General features: G+C 69.2%; 14 protein-coding genes. 6 read left to right on the forward strand and 8 right to left on the reverse strand.

Annotation, left to right across the window (positions count from 1 at the left end; genetic code table 11):
• Positions 1–47: 47 nt before the first annotated feature.
• A complete protein-coding gene (locus tag ACFY2X_RS23395; protein ID WP_389940993.1) occupies positions 48–692 on the reverse strand; it encodes a pyridoxamine 5'-phosphate oxidase family protein in 645 nt (214 codons plus the stop codon).
• A 67-nt stretch (positions 693–759) separates the two neighbouring features.
• Here ACFY2X_RS23395 and ACFY2X_RS23400 point away from each other — a divergent pair, with 67 nt between their 5' ends.
• From ACFY2X_RS23400 to ACFY2X_RS23415, 4 genes are all read left to right on the forward strand, one after another.
• Entirely contained in the window at positions 760–2,244 is a 1,485-nt protein-coding gene (locus tag ACFY2X_RS23400) for a PLP-dependent aminotransferase family protein (protein WP_389940995.1), read from the forward strand.
• A 27-nt stretch (positions 2,245–2,271) separates the two neighbouring features.
• A complete protein-coding gene (locus tag ACFY2X_RS23405) occupies positions 2,272–3,306 on the forward strand; it encodes a phosphotransferase family protein (RefSeq protein ID WP_389940997.1) in 1,035 nt (344 codons plus the stop codon).
• Positions 3,307–3,764: 458 nt separating this feature from the next.
• The gene (locus ACFY2X_RS23410; protein WP_389940999.1) at positions 3,765–4,136 is read left to right on the forward strand and encodes a hypothetical protein; all 372 of its coding nucleotides are present in this window, start codon (positions 3,765–3,767) and stop codon (positions 4,134–4,136) included.
• Between the two features lie 365 nt (positions 4,137–4,501).
• Entirely contained in the window at positions 4,502–4,837 is a 336-nt protein-coding gene (locus tag ACFY2X_RS23415; protein ID WP_389941001.1) for an ArsR/SmtB family transcription factor, read from the forward strand.
• Between the two features lie 156 nt (positions 4,838–4,993).
• Here ACFY2X_RS23415 and ACFY2X_RS23420 read toward each other — a convergent pair whose 3' ends face one another.
• From ACFY2X_RS23420 to ACFY2X_RS23430, 3 genes are all read right to left on the reverse strand, one after another.
• On the reverse strand, positions 4,994–5,839 hold the full coding sequence (locus ACFY2X_RS23420; RefSeq protein WP_389941003.1) for an alpha/beta fold hydrolase: 846 nt from the start codon (positions 5,837–5,839) through the stop codon (positions 4,994–4,996).
• 153 nt (positions 5,840–5,992) lie between these two features.
• A complete protein-coding gene (locus tag ACFY2X_RS23425; protein WP_389941005.1) occupies positions 5,993–6,382 on the reverse strand; it encodes a hypothetical protein in 390 nt (129 codons plus the stop codon).
• The gene (locus ACFY2X_RS23430; protein ID WP_389941007.1) at positions 6,379–9,510 is read right to left on the reverse strand and encodes a glycosyltransferase; all 3,132 of its coding nucleotides are present in this window, start codon (positions 9,508–9,510) and stop codon (positions 6,379–6,381) included. The genes ACFY2X_RS23425 and ACFY2X_RS23430 overlap by 4 nt, the downstream gene beginning before the upstream one ends.
• Before the next feature lie 229 nt (positions 9,511–9,739).
• Here ACFY2X_RS23430 and ACFY2X_RS23435 point away from each other — a divergent pair, with 229 nt between their 5' ends.
• Together ACFY2X_RS23435 and ACFY2X_RS23440 are read left to right on the forward strand one after the other, a co-directional pair.
• The gene (locus tag ACFY2X_RS23435) at positions 9,740–11,104 is read left to right on the forward strand and encodes a vanadium-dependent haloperoxidase (protein ID WP_389941009.1); all 1,365 of its coding nucleotides are present in this window, start codon (positions 9,740–9,742) and stop codon (positions 11,102–11,104) included.
• A 162-nt stretch (positions 11,105–11,266) separates the two neighbouring features.
• The gene (locus tag ACFY2X_RS23440) at positions 11,267–12,610 is read left to right on the forward strand and encodes a hypothetical protein (RefSeq protein WP_389941011.1); all 1,344 of its coding nucleotides are present in this window, start codon (positions 11,267–11,269) and stop codon (positions 12,608–12,610) included.
• Positions 12,611–12,633: 23 nt separating this feature from the next.
• Here ACFY2X_RS23440 and ACFY2X_RS23445 read toward each other — a convergent pair whose 3' ends face one another.
• The 4 genes from ACFY2X_RS23445 to ACFY2X_RS23460 form a co-directional block, all read right to left on the reverse strand.
• A complete protein-coding gene (locus ACFY2X_RS23445) occupies positions 12,634–13,740 on the reverse strand; it encodes a glycoside hydrolase family 26 protein (protein ID WP_389941013.1) in 1,107 nt (368 codons plus the stop codon).
• Between the two features lie 168 nt (positions 13,741–13,908).
• Positions 13,909–15,069: a DegT/DnrJ/EryC1/StrS family aminotransferase gene (locus tag ACFY2X_RS23450; protein ID WP_389941015.1), complete on the reverse strand. Its 1,161-nt coding sequence runs from the start codon at positions 15,067–15,069 to the stop codon at positions 13,909–13,911.
• Entirely contained in the window at positions 15,066–16,157 is a 1,092-nt protein-coding gene (locus ACFY2X_RS23455; RefSeq protein ID WP_389941017.1) for a GNAT family N-acetyltransferase, read from the reverse strand. Before ACFY2X_RS23455 ends, ACFY2X_RS23450 begins: the two co-directional genes overlap by 4 nt.
• On the reverse strand, positions 16,154–17,065 hold the full coding sequence (locus ACFY2X_RS23460) for a glycosyltransferase family 2 protein (RefSeq protein WP_389941019.1): 912 nt from the start codon (positions 17,063–17,065) through the stop codon (positions 16,154–16,156). The genes ACFY2X_RS23455 and ACFY2X_RS23460 overlap by 4 nt, the downstream gene beginning before the upstream one ends.
• Positions 17,066–17,073: the final 8 nt, after the last annotated feature.

Raw genomic sequence — 17,073 nt, forward strand, 5'->3', positions numbered from 1 at the left:
CTCCCTATGAGACGTGTGATCTGGGGGCCTGGTTTGCCAGAGAATGCTTACTTCATGGCTATGGTTCGAGACGCGATGTGCTCGGGAACGTCCAGGTCCGCGGTCATGGCGGGGTCGGGTTCGGGAGTTCCCCAGGTCGTGTGGAGGGGCAGGACCCCCGCCCAGACCGGCAGCGCGTAATCCTCCTCGTCGTCGACCGGCGGGCCCTGCCGTACCTTCACCGACGCTTCGGACAGGGAGAGGGCGAGCACGGTGGTCGCGGCGAGTTCCTTCCTGCTCGGCTTACGGGTGGCGTCCCACTGGCCGGGGGCGAGCTGTTCGGTGAGCGCGCGCAGGCCCGCCAGGCGTTCCTCGGGGTCTTCCACGAGGCGGGGACGGCCGTAGATCATGGCGGAGCGGTAGTTCATCGAGTGGTGGAAGGCCGATCGGGCCAGCACGACGCCGTCCAGGTGGGTTACCGTGACGCAGACCTCGCCGGTGCCTCGCAGGGAGGTGGCGCCGGTGGACCCGTGCAGGTAGAGGGTGTCGCCGATCCGGCCGTAGCCGGTGGGGACGACCATCGGGGATCCGTCGATCACGACGCCCAGGTGACAGATCAGCCCGGCGTCCAGCACCGCGTACAGATCTTCACGGCCGGTCCGGCCCCGGTCCTTCGCGCGGCCGAGAGTGGTGCGGGAAGTCGTAGAGAGCATGCCACTAACCTAGGAAGAAGTGGACATCGAGAACACATCCACTTCTTGCTGCTTTCGGGAGACCACTTTGCCGCGTACCTCCGTCGACCTGCCCCTCTCGGTGGATCGGGAGGCTCCCATCGCCCTCACCGTCCAGCTCGGTGACAGGCTCCGCGCCGCCATGCGCGACGGCACCCTCAAATCGGGTGAACGTCTGCCCTCCACCCGCGCCCTCGCCCGCCAGCTCGCCATCAGCCGCACCGTCGTCACGGAGGCCTACCAGCAGCTTTATGCCGAAGGCTGGCTCGACGGCCGTCACGGCTCGGGCACCTACGTGGCGGATCTGGCCATCGGCACCCCGGACGGCACTTCGAGTGGCACCCCGGACGGCGCCTCGGGGCGCGGCGCCGCCGAAGCCGCCGCCGGGCGGGGGCGCGGTGACGGGCCCCGGACGGACGGCGCCTCGGTCGCGGGGCCTCCCGCCGCGCACGTCCCGGGCGCGGCGCGAGAGACCATGATCGATCTGCGGCCCGGCCAGCCGTGGGTCCGTGACTACGACGAGGCGGCCTGGCGCAGGGCCTGGCGTAAGGCGGCCGACCTGCCGCCGGGGGACAATCCCGATCCCTACGGCCTGCTCAGGCTCCGCGAGGCCCTGGCCGGGCACCTCCGCAGGACCCGGGCGGTCCCCGTGGGCCCGGAGAACGTCATGGTCACCCGGGGCACCGGCAACGGCCTCGATCTCATCGCCGCCACGCTTCTGCGTGCCGGGGACCGGGCGGGTGTCGAGGACCCCGGCTACCGTGTCGCGCGGAACGTCTTCGCCGCGCGGGGAGCGGAGGTCGTGCCCTGCCCGGTCGACGGAGACGGCGTCGTCGTGGAGGGGCTGCCCGACGATCTGCGCGTCCTCTACACCACCCCCGCCCACCAATATCCCCTCGGCGGGCGCCTGCCCGTCCCGCGGAGGGAACGCCTGCTCGCCTGGGCCCGCCGTACCGGTGCGATCATCGTGGAGGACGACTACGACGCCGAGTTCCGCTACGACGTCGCCCCGTTGCCCGCCCTCCACGGCCTGGACCCGGACCGGGTCGTCCTGCTCGGCACGCTGTCGAAGTCCCTGGCCCCGGACATCGGCGTGGGCTGGCTGGTCGCCGCTCCGGATCTGCTCGCCTCCGTCGCCCGGACCCGCGACGACCTGGGCGACCGCACGAGTGGCCCGGCGCAGCAGGCGGTGGCCGTACTGCTGGAGCGGGGGGACCTGGAACGGCACCTGCGCCGCATGCGGCTGGAGTACGCCCGCCGCCGGGCCGCCATCGTGGACGTTCTCGGCCCCATGGTCACGGGCGACACGGCGGGGCTGCACGTCATGGTCGAGCTGCCGGCCGACGTCATCCCGTCCCTTCTGCGGAGGGCGATGGAGCGCGGTGTGCTGCTGGATTCGACCGCCGCCCGGCACCACTACGGCGAGGTGCGCAGGCACGGGCTGGTGATCGGGTACGGCTCCGCCTCGCTCGCCGATGTCAGACGGGGTGTCGCGATAGTCGCCGACCTGATCCGGACCTCGGCTGGTCAATGAAGGCGAGTGGCGTTCTAATGGTGGGTCATGAGCACACCCGGCATCGACTGGTCCCGCCTGGTCGCCTGGATGGCCGCCAACGTCGCCGACGTGGGGGAGCCCGTCGGGGTCTCTCTCATCTCCGGCGGCAGGTCCAACCTGACCTACCGGATCGACACGCAGGCCCGCCCCCTCGTCCTGCGCCGTCCTCCTCTGGGCCACGTCCTGCCCACGGCACACGACATGCGCCGGGAGTGGCGGGTCATCTCGGCGCTGGCGAAGACGGCGGTCCCGGTGCCCGAGCCGGTCGCGCTCTGCACCGACGAGGACGTGATCGGAGCGCCCTTCTATCTGATGGGCCATGTCGAGGGCGAAGCCGTCCGCAACCGTGACGAGACCAAGTTGTCGCCGGCGCAGGCCCGCGCGCTGTCGGAGCGGCTCGCCGAGGTGCTCGCCGCCATCCACGCCGTGGACTACGCCGGGGTCGGCCTGGGCGACTTCGGCCGCCCCGACGGCTACATGGCCCGCCAGCTCGAACGCTGGGGCCAGCAGTGGGCGCGGTCGAAGACCCGTGACCTCCCCGAATACGACCGGCTCGCCGCACGCCTGCACCGGCGCCTCCCGGCCCACTCCCCGTCCGGTCTCGTGCACGGTGACTACCGCCTGGACAACACGCTGGTACGGCTCGCGCCGGACGCGGACCCCGACATCCTGGCGGTGGTCGACTGGGAGATGTCGACCCTGGGAGACCCGATCGCCGATCTCGGCCTGACCCTGACCTACTGGCAGGACCCGGGAGACATCGAGCGTTCCTCCATCCCGGTGGCGGGCGACATCACGCTCACCCCGGGTTTCCTCGACACCAGGCGGTTCGCCGAGCACTACGCGCGGGTGTCCGGGGCCGACCTGGCCGACCTGGATTTCTACGTGGCGTTCGGGAACTTCAAACTGGCGGTCATCGTGGAGGGCATCCATGCCCGCTTCATGCAGGGCAAGACCGTCGGTGAGGGTTTCGAGCAGATCGGCGCCTCGGTGCCGACGCTGGTCGCGAGGGCGCACCGGGCACTGGACGAAGGTCTCTGACGCGTCGGCCGAGGGCGCACCGGGCGCCGGATGAGGGTCTCTGACGCGCGGGCCGAGCACCCGAACCATGATCATGTGAAGCGGGCGGAATAACGCGAATGTTATTCATTCCAGCTTCGCGTTCTTGAGGAAGCCAAAGCTCATTGCTGCTGTGCGGAGTTTCGTGCGGTGTGGAGCGTCACTCGCCGCCGTTCGCGTGAGATTAAGTCTCTCCGCCTGAGCATGCATGAAGTCCTATGCGGTTGATGATTTCTTCAACTCTAACTATTCACATCAAATTCGGGTGTCCAGTGCATGTCTACGCTGGCCGGGCGGCGTGGTCCGAAGCCGGAAAAGCTCCCACGTTGCCCACGGTCAAGACCGTCCCGCAGGCCTGGAAGCCGGTCGGGGGCCGCGGGAAGGTTGCGGTGAGTCGGTCGACCGTCAGTGCATGTCCGAACCCAGTGACAGGAGACGCAATGGCCAGCATGGACATCTCCCTCAAGGAGATGATGACGATCGACGGCGCTCTGGGCGCGGTGATCGTGGACTACGGCAGCGGGATGGCCCTCGGCATGCTCGGCGGGTCCAAGAGTCTCGATCTGCAGGTCGCGGCTGCGGGCAACACCGAGGTCATCAGGGCCAAGATGCGGACCATGGAGAGTCTGGGACTCAAGGACTCGATCGAGGACGTCCTCATGACGCTCGACTCGCAGTACCACGTCATCCGTCCGGTGAGCGGCCGCGGAGGCAAGGGGCTCTTCCTCTATCTCGCCCTCGACCGGCAGCGGGCCAACCTGGCGCTCGCCCGGCACACGCTCCGCTCCATCGAGGAAGCCCTCGACTTGTGAGGAACCGATGGAGGACAGCCCGGACAGCGATATAACTACTAGATGAAATATCGCTCTCGTGGACGCAAGCCGAGAACCTCGGTAATCGCCGCCGAAGGAGACAGGGTTGAAAGGTCGCAGAGCGTGGTGAAACGCCTGTGATCGGTTCTCGCGTCGCCACCGGTGGCGACGCGAGAACCGATGTCGCGTATCACCGCAATGTGTGGTTTTAATGAGTCTGCATCTTCCAGATGCCTTCATGCCTTCATAGAGGTAAAGGCGGCGGGCGGATTCCGTGGTCAGGGGACTGCACGATATGAGCGAGTGCGCAAAGGGGTGTCGAGCCCGGAGCGGAGGCGCGGCGACAGCAGGCCGGGGGTGTGATCATGCCGGTGCCGCTGTATCAGGCCAAGGCTGAGTTCTTCCGCACGCTGGGACACCCGGTCCGGATCCGGGTGCTGGAGCTGCTGCAGGATGGTCCACTGCCGGTGCGCGATCTTCTGGCCGAGATCGACGTCGAGGCCTCCAGCCTGTCGCAGCAGCTGGCGGTGTTGCGCCGGACCGGGATCGTGATCGCCGCGCGTGAGGGCACGACGGTGATGTACGCGCTGTCCACCCCGGATGTGGTGGAGCTGCTGCGCGCCGCGCGCCGGATCTTGACGGAGATGCTGGCCGATCAGGGCATCCTGCTGGCCGAGCTGCGGAGCGAGTCCCGGCGATGACGACACATGATCCTGCGCCGCTTCGAAGTCGTCGCGTGGGGTCTGGTCCGGTGCTTCGCCGGTGCGCTCATCCGGTCGGGGATACGGTCACGGTGCGGTGACCGGACCGGTGTGCGTGCTGTCTTCGATGGGCGCGGCACCACGACCTGTCCTGGATCAGGCCGCGCCGCGCAGGACCTCGCGCAGCCGTGCCGCGTATGCCTTCGGGTGGGTGGTGTTGCCGTTGTGGCCACCGGGGAACTCCGTGATCTCGGTGCCGAGCAGGCCCGCCAGCTCTTCGGCGCAGCGGTAGTCGAAGACGGTGCGCGGGGTGGCGCGACCGGCGATCGGCACGATGCGGATCGGTGAGTCTTTCAGGGCGGCGACGTCGGCGACGTTCAGGGTGTCGCGCAGGATCGCGGTGAAGTCGTGGGTGAGGAAGAACGCGAAGTTGGCGGTCCGCTGGGGGGTCATCGGCTGGGGGGTGAGGCCCGGCTCCACGTCCGGGTCGGCGAGGTTGATGCCGAGGACCTTGGCGACCTCCTTGAAGGTCGCGGCCAGGCCTTCACGGTGGTAGAGCTCCTGGATGCCGGCCAGCTCGCGCTCGTGGTGGACCCGCTCGGCGTCGGGCAGCAGCCGCGGCGCGACGGGCTCGTGCGCGATCAGGGTGCTCAGCTGCCCGGGGTGGGCGACGGCGAGGTGGAGTCCGATGAAGGCGCCGAGGCTGCAGCCGAGCATGAGTGCCGGTTCGTCGGTGAGGGCGGCCAGCAGGCGGTGGACGTCGTCGGCGTGCTCCTCCATGGTCACCCCCCGGGCGGGGTCGTCGAGCGTGCTGCGTGACAGGCCGCGGCGGTCGTAGGTCACCACCGTGTAGTCCTCGACGAGCTGGTCGACCAGGTCGGTGCTGCGCCGGGCGTCACCTTCGCCGCTCTGGGAGATGAGCAGCAGGGGGCCGGTGCCGCGGACCTCGTAGTAGAGGGTGGCGCCCGGTACGGGCAGTGTGCCGGTCTTCGTGGTGTTCATTGGAGACCCTTCCGTTCGGGGGACAACCGCTTCGTTCTGCTTCGATCATAATCCATCAGATTAGATACATCAAACTTGATGCATCTAATCTGATGGATCTATGCTCCTCGGTCTCCTGGCGTGGCCACGTGACCTGGTAGTCCGTTGGCGAGGCTATTTTCGCGCGCGTCCGGCCGGACCCCGCCGGGCGCGCCGCGCGGTCAGCAACGAGCCCAGAGCCGCGGCCGAGGTGATGGCGGCCAGCGTCGCCATCGCGGCGGGCATCGTGAAGGTGCCGCTCAGGAAGAACGCCTCGCTCACGATGATGCCCAGGGCGACGCTGATCGCCAGCGTGAGCGCCATGCTCTCCATGGCGTCACCCGTGTGGTCACGAGGGCCGAGGAACGGGTGCACCAGGGCGAGCACGGCGGCACCCGGGCAGGTGAGCAGGAAGATCAGCGACACGGCGACGCGCAGGACACCGCCGCCCGCGGCCTGGGTGGCGAGCAGGGCGAGCCATCCGGAGACGGCGAGCAGCAGCGTCGGCCAGCGTGAGGTGTTCATGGGGTCCTCGCCGGGATCAACTCGTAGACGGTGCCGCCGGAGTTGCGTGTCAGCACCTTGAAACGGCTTGACTTGCCGATCTCCCGGTTCAGCCGGTCGACGGTCCCCTTGGGGAAGATCCCCGCCGTCTCGGTGGCGGCCTTCTGCGCACGGTTGATCACCAGGTAGGCCCTGGCCCCGGGCGGAACCTTGGACATGAGGCTGATCAGCGACGGCAACGGGCTCCGGACCAGCTCGGGAAGGGTGGGGACGTATTTCGGCAGGCCGCGTACGGCGGTGCGCGACGGCGGCAACTCATCCAGCCAGGCGTGGTCGTAGCGCTCGTAGTAGTCGTATGCCGCGGGAAGGAAGAACGTGGGCGCCACGATCAGCGAGCCGGGCGGGGCCACGCGGTGGATCTGCCGGACGAGCCGGACCTCGTCCGCGGTGAAGTAGTTCGTCTGTTCCTTGCCGTAGTTGCCGAAGAAGAAGCCCGTGACCATGAGCAGGAAGACGAGAGGAAGAACCAGCGCCCGGACCCAGCCCCGGCGGACCGGCAGGAAGAGCGCCGCCGCCAGGAACGCCGTGAGCGGCAACGTGAACAGGTAGACGCGGAAGATGATCTCGCCGCCGTAGCTTCCCGCGGCGAGGAACAGCAACGGGCTCAGGCCGATCGCGAGCAGCGGCAAACCCGCCCGCCGCAGCCAGCCACGGCGGACGACCGCGCCGGCGATGGCCAGCAGCCACAGTCCGGCCGAGAGCGCGCGGTCGGCGTAGGCGACGATCACCTGCCCCGGGGAGGCCGCTCCGAGGGCGATGAAACCGTCGTCCAGGTTGCCGCCGGCATCGCCGAGCGAATCGACGATGTCGCTGAACCTGCTCTCCAGAAGCTGCCAGGCGGACACGGCGTCCCATGTCACCACGGTGATGCCGGTGACCAGCAGGATGCCCAGGTTCCGATGCCGCCGCAGGATGAACAGGGCGACGAGGCCGACCGTCAGCACCAGCGGGGTGAGCTGGTGGGACGAGGCGATCGCCACGATCGGGATGATCAGGATGAGCGTCCAGAGCAGACGGGTGGAGGTGCCGGAGACGGGCGGCGGCTCCGCGGCCAGCCCCTGCGGATCGTCGCCCGCCTTGATCGGTCCGCGCCGGAAGCGTCTCACCACGACCGAGAGCACGATCAGATACAGGACCAGTGTGGTGGCCTGTGGGGAGAAGTAGTCCTGCCCGACCCAGGAGCAGGAGAAGTAGACCCACACCGCGCCCCACACCAGCTGGCGGTTCCGCGTCACCGTCCGGAACAGCAACAGCAGCGGCAGAAGCATCGCGACATTGAAGACGGCCGGTCCCCACACGGCGACGGAGAGCGCGTTCTCCAGCCCGGCGGCCTCGGTCAGCAGCGAGAAGAACGAGAAGAACCCGGGCCACTGGTGATAGGCGGACAGCGGGCTGATCTCCGGGTCGGTCGCGCCGTGCCGTATCAGGTAGTCGATGACCGAGACGTGTTTCCACGCCCACGAGTAGCGAAGGGACGGGTAGAGCAGGGCGGGCGTCGCGTGCAACACCGCGATCAGCACGAGCGTGTATCCCGTGTGCCAGAGTTCGAGTGCCTGCCGGTCGCCGAGCAGGGCGACGAACCCGACGACCATGACCACGATCGCGATCCAGAACGTGGCGGGCAGGACCGTGATCAGTCCCAGGTCGGTCATGTCGTCGAGGTTGACCTGGCGGAGCGAGAGCCCCCAGAGCACGGTGGCGATCGGCAGCGACGTGCGGGCGAGGAACCACGTCACGCCGCCGGCCCGCCGTGCCGCCCCGTCGGTCCGCGTCGTGCGCAGCCGCCCGGTCGCGTAGCCGAGATTGGCCGCCGCCAGACCGAGGAACATCACCAGCAGGGCCTTCCAGCCCTTGACCTCCGCCGGCCCGGTGAACGTGACGGCCCGGAACAGGGCCCTCGGCAGCCCGGCCCTGACCGGGCCCAGATGGGCCAGCAGCCCTTCCCGGCCGACGGTCCGCCGCGGGACGCCGGCGTGTGATCGGCCCTCGGCGACGCACCGGGCCAGGAAATAGGACAACCGGGCCCGGTGCGCCGGCACGTTCACCCGCACGATCGCCGAGGGCTGGTGGAGCAGCTTCGCCTCGGGTCTCAGATCGCGCAGGCGGGAGCGGAGCTCGGTCGCGGTCCCTCCGGCGAGGCCGGAGCCGCCGCCGGGCCGGCGGTCCGGCTCTCCCGGGAAGCCGCCCGCCTCGGACAGCACCTCGCGGCGCAACGACAGGGCGCTGCCGTACAGGTCGTCTATCGGACCCGGCTCGGACGGCGAGCCGGTGCACGGCACCCCCAGCACCCACCCCAGCTGGGTGGGGAACCAGTCGGGCTTGCCGGTGCTCCAGCGCACCGCGATCCGGCCGCGAACCCCGATCACGTCGTCGTCGGCATAGGCGGCCAGGAGGGAGGCGGTCCAGCCCGGTTCGGGGAAGGAGTCGTCGTCGAGAAACGCGACCACGTCTCCTCGCGCGCTCGCCAGCCCCAGGTTCCATGCCGCCGCCGCGCCGACGGCTTCCTGGCTGTGCGCGACCACGACGCCTTCAAGCGTGGCCTCGGCCCACGTGACCAGCTCGGGGCAGTGGTCGACGACCAGCACGATCTCCTCCGGAGCCGGTTGCTGCGCGCGTAACGCCCTGATCAGGGCGGAAAGGCGGAGGCGCGAGTCCGGCGAGCCGCTGACGACGACGACCGACAGGGTCGGCCCCGCGGCTCGCTCCTCACGCTCGTCTTCGTGTCCTTCCGCGCGCTTGTCCTGGCGCTCGCGCTCGTCTTCGGGCTTCTCGTGCTCCTCGTGCCGCTCTCCGCGCGGCCGGTACGGCTTTCCGTCGACGTTCGGGATGCGCCAGGTGACGGTGGCGCCGGAGTCCTCGACGTCCTCGACGTCCGGTGCGACGACCGCCAGGTTCTCCGGCGGCTTCTCCTCGCCGCCTTCGGCTTTCCTCGGGATTCCGGCTCTCTCGGGTCTCCTGAGGTTCGCGGTCTTCTCGGAGTCCGCGGCCTCGCTGGGATCTCCGGGGCGCGGGGCCGAATCGGAGGCCGATCGTCCTGTCGGGCGGGTGATCGTTTCGTCGATTACCTCTTCGGCCTTCCTGCCCTCCACGCGCATCCTTTCCCAGCCCAGTCGATGCGATCGCTTGGCCCAAACTTTACTCCGCGTGCATCCTCTTTCGCCGCCCCGTGAGCGTGGCTCCTGCCTGAAGGGAGCGGTACCGTTCCGCACTGTCCGGGACAGCGATGATCTTGCGGACTTTCCTCGATGTCACTCACGATCCTCCTGTTTCTCCCTGTTGCCGCCATGTCGGTATTCGGGCCACATATGGAGGTCGCACTTGAAGAGATCGTTCACTCGAGGACGTGTCGCGGGTCTGGTCACCGCCACATTGGTCGCCGCATGTGTGACGACCGCGGTGCCGCGGGCGGCGACTGCGGCGGTCACGGGGCCACCGCCGCAGGCGTCCTCATTCGATCACGCTCTGCACTGGAACGACGTCCTGTTGAAGATCTATCGTTCCCGCAGGGGAGCGGATGCCTCCCCCGGAACGCTGGCCCGGGCCGCGGCCATGATGAACATCGCCGTGCACGACGCGAACTGGCCCGCCGCGCCGAGAACCTACCTGCCTCGGATCACGCAGCAGAACCCGAACGACTCGATCGAGGCCACCATGGACGCCGCCGCCTACGGCGTCCTGAAGCACCTGTTTCCCGACTACGACCTCACGTCGGCCCTGAACACCGCGACCTCCCAGATCCCTTCCTGGGTGAATCCCGCCTACATCGCGGGTGGTAAGGCGGACGGAGAGAAGATCGCCGCCTTGATGATCGCCGAGCGCTCCGGGGACGCGTCGGCCTTCGACCCGGCCTACACACTGGACGGGGTTCCGGGATCCTGGCGTCCGACCGGCTCGACGGCGGCGCTCAATCCGAACTGGGCGCGGCTCAGGCCGTTCGCCATGACGTCGGCCACGCAGTTCCGGCCCCGGCCTCCGGCCGGGTTCACCTCCTACGACCAGCTCCTGCGCAGCCCGGAGTACGCCTCGCAGGTCAACGAGGTCAAGTCACTCGGATCCGCGACCTCCACGACCCGCACCGCGGAGCAGACCCAGGTGGCGCACTTCTGGGCCAACGACCTCGACGGTACGTACAAGCCGCCGGGGCACCTGCTCGACATCACCGCCACCGTCTCGAAGCTGAAGGGGCTCAAGCAGAGCGAGAACGCCGAGCTGTTCAACCTCGTCTCCATGGCACTGGCCGACGCCTCGATCGTGGCCTGGGACGCGAAGTACGCCACCCCGATCGACCTCTGGCGGCCCGAGTCCGCCGTCAGGCTCGCGGACACCGACAACAACGCGGCGACCACGGCTGACCCGGCCTGGGTGCCCCTGTCGAAGGGCCGGGACGGCACGCCCTTCTCCCCGCCCTTCCCGGCCTACGTCTCCGGGCACGCCACCTTCGCCGGGGCCTGGGCCGGCGTCATGCAGCGGTGGTTCGGCCACGACCTCACCTTCACCGCCACCACGGAAGACCCCCACGCCACGGTGAGGAGCCGTACCTTCACCAGTTTCGCCGCGGCGGCGGAGGAGAACGCGCGCAGCCGGGTCTACCTCGGCGTGCACTACCAGTGGGACGCCGACGGCGGACTGGAATCCGGATTCAACCTCGGCGATTTCGTCTACACCACCCGCCGGGACCAATGATCAGCCGCGAATTCATAGGAAACGGACAATAGAAGAACTCCGGCCGCCCTTCCGGTCACGTGGAAATGGAAGCGATTCCACATTGACTGGAAGGGTGGTGTTTTGCCATGGATGCAGTTAATCTTCCGCTGATCAAGCATCCATCGGCAAACAGGGGGCTGCGTGCCGTACTCGACCAGCGCTCCTCCAGATCCGGACGACGCCACGAGTCCGGCGGAGTTCGTCATGGCGCTGGGACGGCTGCGGCAGTGGTCGGGCCTGAGTTACCGGCAGCTCGCGGCCAAGGCGGAGGCGTCCGGCGAGGTCCTGCCCCCCAGCACCGCGGCCGGTGCGCTCAGCCGGGCCATGCTGCCGAGAGAAGAGCTGGTGGCCGCCTTCGTTCGGGCCTGCGGAGTGGGGGAGGCGGGTGTCGCCCACTGGGTCTCCGTTCGCAGGCACCTCGCGGTCTCCGCCGCTCCGCGACCGCTGTTGCCCGTCGAGGAGGCCCACGACGCTCTTTCCCCCGCCGAGTCCCGGCGGGACGACATCCCTCACGCTCCCGGCCTGGATCCTTCCGAGGATGACTCCTCTTACCGGGATCCGTCCGGGGAGTCTTACCGGGATCCGTCCGGGGAGAGCCCCGCCCGCCCGCACCCTTCCGGGGAGGATTCCCCCCACCGGACTTCCTCCGATCGGAGTCCTTCCGATCTCGATCCCGCCGATCAGGATCCTCCCGGCCTGGACCCCACCGGCCCGGGTTCCGCCGACACGGATCCCACCCGCCCGGGTTCCGCCGACGTGGAGCTCACCGATCCGGGTTCCGCGGGCGGGAAGTCCGCACGCCCGGGTCCTGCCGATCCGGCGGTGAGGCCCTGGTGGCGACGGCCTATGCCGGTGGTGCTGGGGATCGCGGCGGTGCTGGCCGTGACCGGCTTCGCGGTGGTGTTCCTGACCGGCGTCCTCACGGCGAGCCCGCCACGCTCGTCCACGGCGAACCCGCCGAGCTCGCAGACCCCGGCCCCCATCGCCCCGGGGCAGGTGCTCGCCAACGGCTGGTACCGGATCATGCCCTCCCACATCGCCAGGCGTGACCTGTGCGTGGGCGAAGGGCACGAGCGCAACCAACGCACCGCCCGGGAGCTGGCCGTCCAGCGCCCCTGCCGAGGTCTTTCCCCCGACACCTACGTGCGGGCCGTCGGGCACGGCGTCTACCAGATCGAATGGCACAGCCCCGTTCAGGGCGTCGGCTGCCTGACGGTCGACCAGGCCTACCGCGGCAACGGGGCGCTGATCGGTCCGGCGAACTGCACCGGGGCCGCTCACCAGAGCTTCGGGCTGGAGCGGACCGGCTCGCGTTCCCCGGCGGGTTTCGTGGTCCACCCCGTCCACAGCGGCCGATGCGTCGGCCTCCTGGGCGGTGAGGCCGACGTCGACGCCGGTGCCGAACTCGCCCAGCACACCTGCACCGGCCGGGCCGACCAGGTGTTCCTCTTCGTCCCCCGTCCGGATCCGACGGTGCCCCGGTAGGCGTTCGAACCCGATGCGCCTGCTCAGCCGGTGGACTGCCCGGCCGCCGGTGGCCGGGCGACGGGCTGGTGGAAATAGGGATCCTTCCCCGCCTCCGCGAACGATTCCAGGACACCGGGGCCGGTGAGTGAGAAGTCGCAGCCGTCCTTGTCGGTGTTGTTCCACTGGATGATCGCCTTGAGGTTGGGCATCGCCTTCATCGCCGCCGGGATGTCGCGATACCAGTCGGCGCGTGCCGACGGGTCGCTCCTGTGGCTTTCCGTGCCGTACTCGGCGAGGATCAGAGGCTTGTGCGAGAAGCCGTTCTGCTGGAACCACTCGTAGGTGGGCCGTACGGTCTCCTCGAAGTCCTGCCATGTCGCGCCCCGGCAGGAGGCGAAGTTGTAGGGGTCGTAGCTGATCCAGTCGACATAGGCGTCACCCGGGTAGTAGGGCTTCCACCGGTCCCGGAACGGGTAGTAGCCGGTGACGCCCCAGACCCAGAGCGCGTTGGTCGCCCCCGCTTGCCGGAAGCCGTCGACGATGCGCTTGTAGGCCGCGATGTACTCCTGCGGGGTCTGGCCGCTCTCGTCCCGGTCCTTCTCCCCGTCGAAGCCGACGAGGACGGGCCTGCCGTACTTTTTCACCCGTTCGGCCTGGTCGGTGATCGCCTGGTCGTAGTGTCCGGCGGCGATGTCGCGCCAGGCGATGTCGAGGTTCTCGCTCCAGATGCTCGACTCCCAGCCGAGGAACAGGATGCGGTCGGCGCCGAGCTCGCTCTCGTCGTCCCGGAAGAACCGTCCGGCGTCGCTGTTGGACATGTCGTGATAGCTGATGGTGAGGTCGAGCCTGCGCCCGATTCTCTTCTCCATCGCGGTCACGTCGGGAACCAGCCTGCGGTCGCCGTCCGGTGGCACGTGCATGCCCCACCAGGCGCCGCAGGGCGGCACGAGCGTGGAGGTCGGGGCGCACGACGTGGGCGCGACCTGGGCCCCCGGCACCACCGGCGTCCCGCCGCCCGCGGATTCCCGCCCGGCGTAGACGTAGACGCCGGCCGCGACCACGAGGGCGGCGACCAGGCCGACGGGGATCCATCGCGACGCCGCGAGCTTCGCCGGCCGGGCGTGCCTTCTCTTGGCGGGCGGGGTCATGTGATCGTCCAGGCACTCGGTGCCGGCGAGCCGGTTATGGCCAGCATGAATCGCGACTTTCCGCTTGTTTGAATTTTAATTAATTTTTCTACGAAAATCCTGGCAATCGGCGGTTATGGCGAGCGTAAGGAGGGACGTCGGCGTCGCGAGCAGATCGCTGCCCCGACCTTACGCTTCCATCCCGGGCTCGACCACGGTATGGACGTTCAGCCTGGTCAGCAGCGTGGCGATACGGTGCGCGCGAAGCGGGTCCACCGGGAGCACGTGGCTCGTCCACCAGCGCGCGATCTCCGGGCTGGGTCCGGGCGGGACGAGATCCAAATAGTCGTCCAGCGGCGGATCGTAGACGAATCCGGGCACGACGCCGTACCGTTCCAGCCGGGTGACGACCTCATCGCGATCCTCCACCATCAAAGGCACGCGCAGCAGTGGCTGGACCGGCGCCTCGCGAACGCCGCGCGCCGCCCACGGCAGGCGGCGAAGCAGCTCGACGCCCGCCAGCCTGCGTTCCCGCTCCCGGTCGATCACCCGGAAGCGGGAGCGGAGATAGCGCCGCAGCAACGGCCCCTGCCGCGTTCTCCAGTCGTCAAGATCGATCTTGAGCCAGTAGTCGAGCGCGGCGAGCTCCGCCGGTGACTCCAGAGCCGCACGAAGCTCGTCCTCACGGGGAGCGCAGCGGTGCCCCGTCCACTCGATCGCGCCCACAGCCCTGAGCATCCGCCACATCGGCCGGACCAGCCCGGTCTTGTAGATCGTCTCCCGGAGCACCGGGCGCAACGTGCCGAGAAGCTCGCCGCGCAGCCCTCCGCCGAGCAGCAGCCTGTCACGTCGCTTGGCCAGTTCCGGCAGCGTGCCGGGATCCTCCACGACGAGGAACCCGCCGGACATCGCCCTGCCATGCTTGGCCAGGCTGAACACACCCGCCGTGCCGAACGTGCCCGCGGGGCGGCCGTCCACCGTCGTCAGCATGGCGTGCGCGGCGTCGTCGATCAGGATGAGACCGCGGCGGTCGCATTCGGCCCGTAGCCGGACCACCTGGTCGGGCTGGCCGTACAAGTGGGTGGTGAGCACGCCGGACAGGCCGCTCCAGTCCACGTGCGGCAGGTCGATGTTGCCGTCGAGAGGAGACACCGGTGCCATGACCGGTCGCAGTCCCGCCGCGAGCACGACGAACAGTACGGTCTCGCAGTTGGTCGGGGCGATCAGCACCCGGTCACCGGCGCCGAACCAGTGGCGCAGGGCGAGGTAGAGCCCGAACCTGGCCGAGGGCACGTGAAGACACTCGGCGCCGACGCGGGCGCGCATGGTGGATTCGAGAGCGGAGCTCATCGTGACCTCATCCGGCTTCTCAGATCGCCGTAGCGCTTCATGGTCCGGTCGGCCGCGCCGTACAGAACAGGGCTGTCGAGGATGAACTGCCGCACCCGCCGGATCGGTGTGCTGCGCAGCCAGTGTGCCGCCGCTCCGGCCGATCTCCGCCGCACGCATCCCTCCGTCACCGGCTCACCCCGGCTGCGCAGCGCCTCCTTGTATTCCGAGCCGGTCCCGATCCCGAGATCCATCGTCTGGATCCCGATCGCCGCGGCCGCCTCGGCCATCCTCAGGTGCTGGATCAGGCCGGGGGAGTATTTGGCGAAGGCGGGATCGTAGGCGGGGAACCACCCGATCAGGATCCTGTCCGACCGAAGGCCGAAATGGCCCGCGATCGGCTTGCCGTCGCAGTAGAGCATGGACAGGGGCCCGGCGAAGTCGCCGGTGTCGATCGCGTGCAGCCGCTCGGCGAGTTCCACGACCCACGCCTTGCCGAACCGGTCCGGGCGGCCCATACGCCGGTACTGGTCCGACTTCCAGCGCCGCAGCAGACGGAACTGCTCCTCGTCGCGGACCGCGAACTCGAAGGTGAGCTCGCCGATGTCGCGGCCGAGCTTGCGCTCCTTGTAGAGGGTGCTCTTGAGGAACTTGGGCGAACGCTCGCGCAGCCCTTCCAGGTAGGCCGGATACCCGCCGGCGAGGTCGAGGACCACCGCCTCCTGACGCAGGACCTCGAACGGCTGGAACCACGGCTGCCCGTCGACCATGCAGCCGAACTCCCACACGTGCAGCCCGCACCCCCTGAGCAGGGTCTCGGCGTCGAACTCCGCGCCGGGCGAGTGGATCACCCCCTGGCAGAGCGACACCCAGGCGCCGATCGCGGTGCCCACCCCGCCGGCGTGCCGCTCGAAGGGGAAGAACCCGACGGGCCCGCTCTCCTCGGAGATCACCGCGACCCGGGCCTCGGCGTTGACCGCGCCAATCGCGATCACGAACTCCGGGCTGAGGAACGGGTTGGCCAGATGCGGGGTGGCCCGTTGCATCTCGCGCCAGGCGCTGATCTCGGCCGCGCCGAGCTCTTCCGGCCGGATAACGGTGATCTTCATATGCCGCGCCCCATCCGGTGCAGCCGGCCGATGATCGTGCCCGCGGGCACTCCCGCGGTGACGGCCAGCGCCAGGTAGGCGCGGGGCTCCCAGGGGCGCCGCCGTACGGTGCGACCGATCCAGCGCAGTGCCTGGGCAGGCCGCCCCAGGGCCGCCTCGGCGAATGCGATCTTCCCGGCGAGCTGGGCGTAACCGCCGGGCGCTCCCGCGAACTCCGGATACCGGTCCAGCATCCAGCGCAGCGCCGAGGAGATCGTCTCGCTGGACTCGACGACGGAGAAGTGAGAGGCGGTGTGCAGCCTGACTCTCACCCCCGTCTCCGGCAGGTTGGTGATCGGCCCGAACCGGGCGGCCCGCAGCAGCAGTTCGTAGTCCTCGCCATATCCGCCGGGCAACTCCTCGCTGACCAGCCCGAACCCGTCGACCAGCGCCTCACGGCGCATCAGGTAGGTGGAAGGATGCATCGAGGGGAGCTGCTTGCGCAGCAGGTCCCGCAGGGTCACCCTCGGCATGGGCACCGACCTGGCGAAGGCGACCTCGTCGTTGAACAGTTCGATCCCGCACGTCGCGAAGTGGCCCGACCCGAGGGCGGTCACCTGCGAACGCAGCTTGTGCGGCAGCCAGAGATCGGTGTCGTCGCAGAAGGCGACCAGCTCGCCGTCGTCCAGAAGCACGCCGGTGTTGCGTGCCCCGGCGATCCCCGGATCGCGGGTGTTGGCGGTCACCACGACCCGGCGGCCCGGACCGTCGACGGCGAACGACTCGTCCGGCGGGCTCTGGTCGAAGACGGTGACGCAGGTCAGCTCGCCCGGGTAGTCCTGGCCGAGGATCGAGTCGATCGTCTCCTGGAGCAGCCCGGTGCGGTTGCGGGTCGGGATCACTACGGTGATCGCCGGCCAGTCGTTCACGGCGGGTC

This window comes from Streptosporangium sp. NPDC000396 (genome assembly GCF_042898655.1).
Classification (GTDB): Bacteria; Actinomycetota; Actinomycetes; order Streptosporangiales; family Streptosporangiaceae; genus Streptosporangium.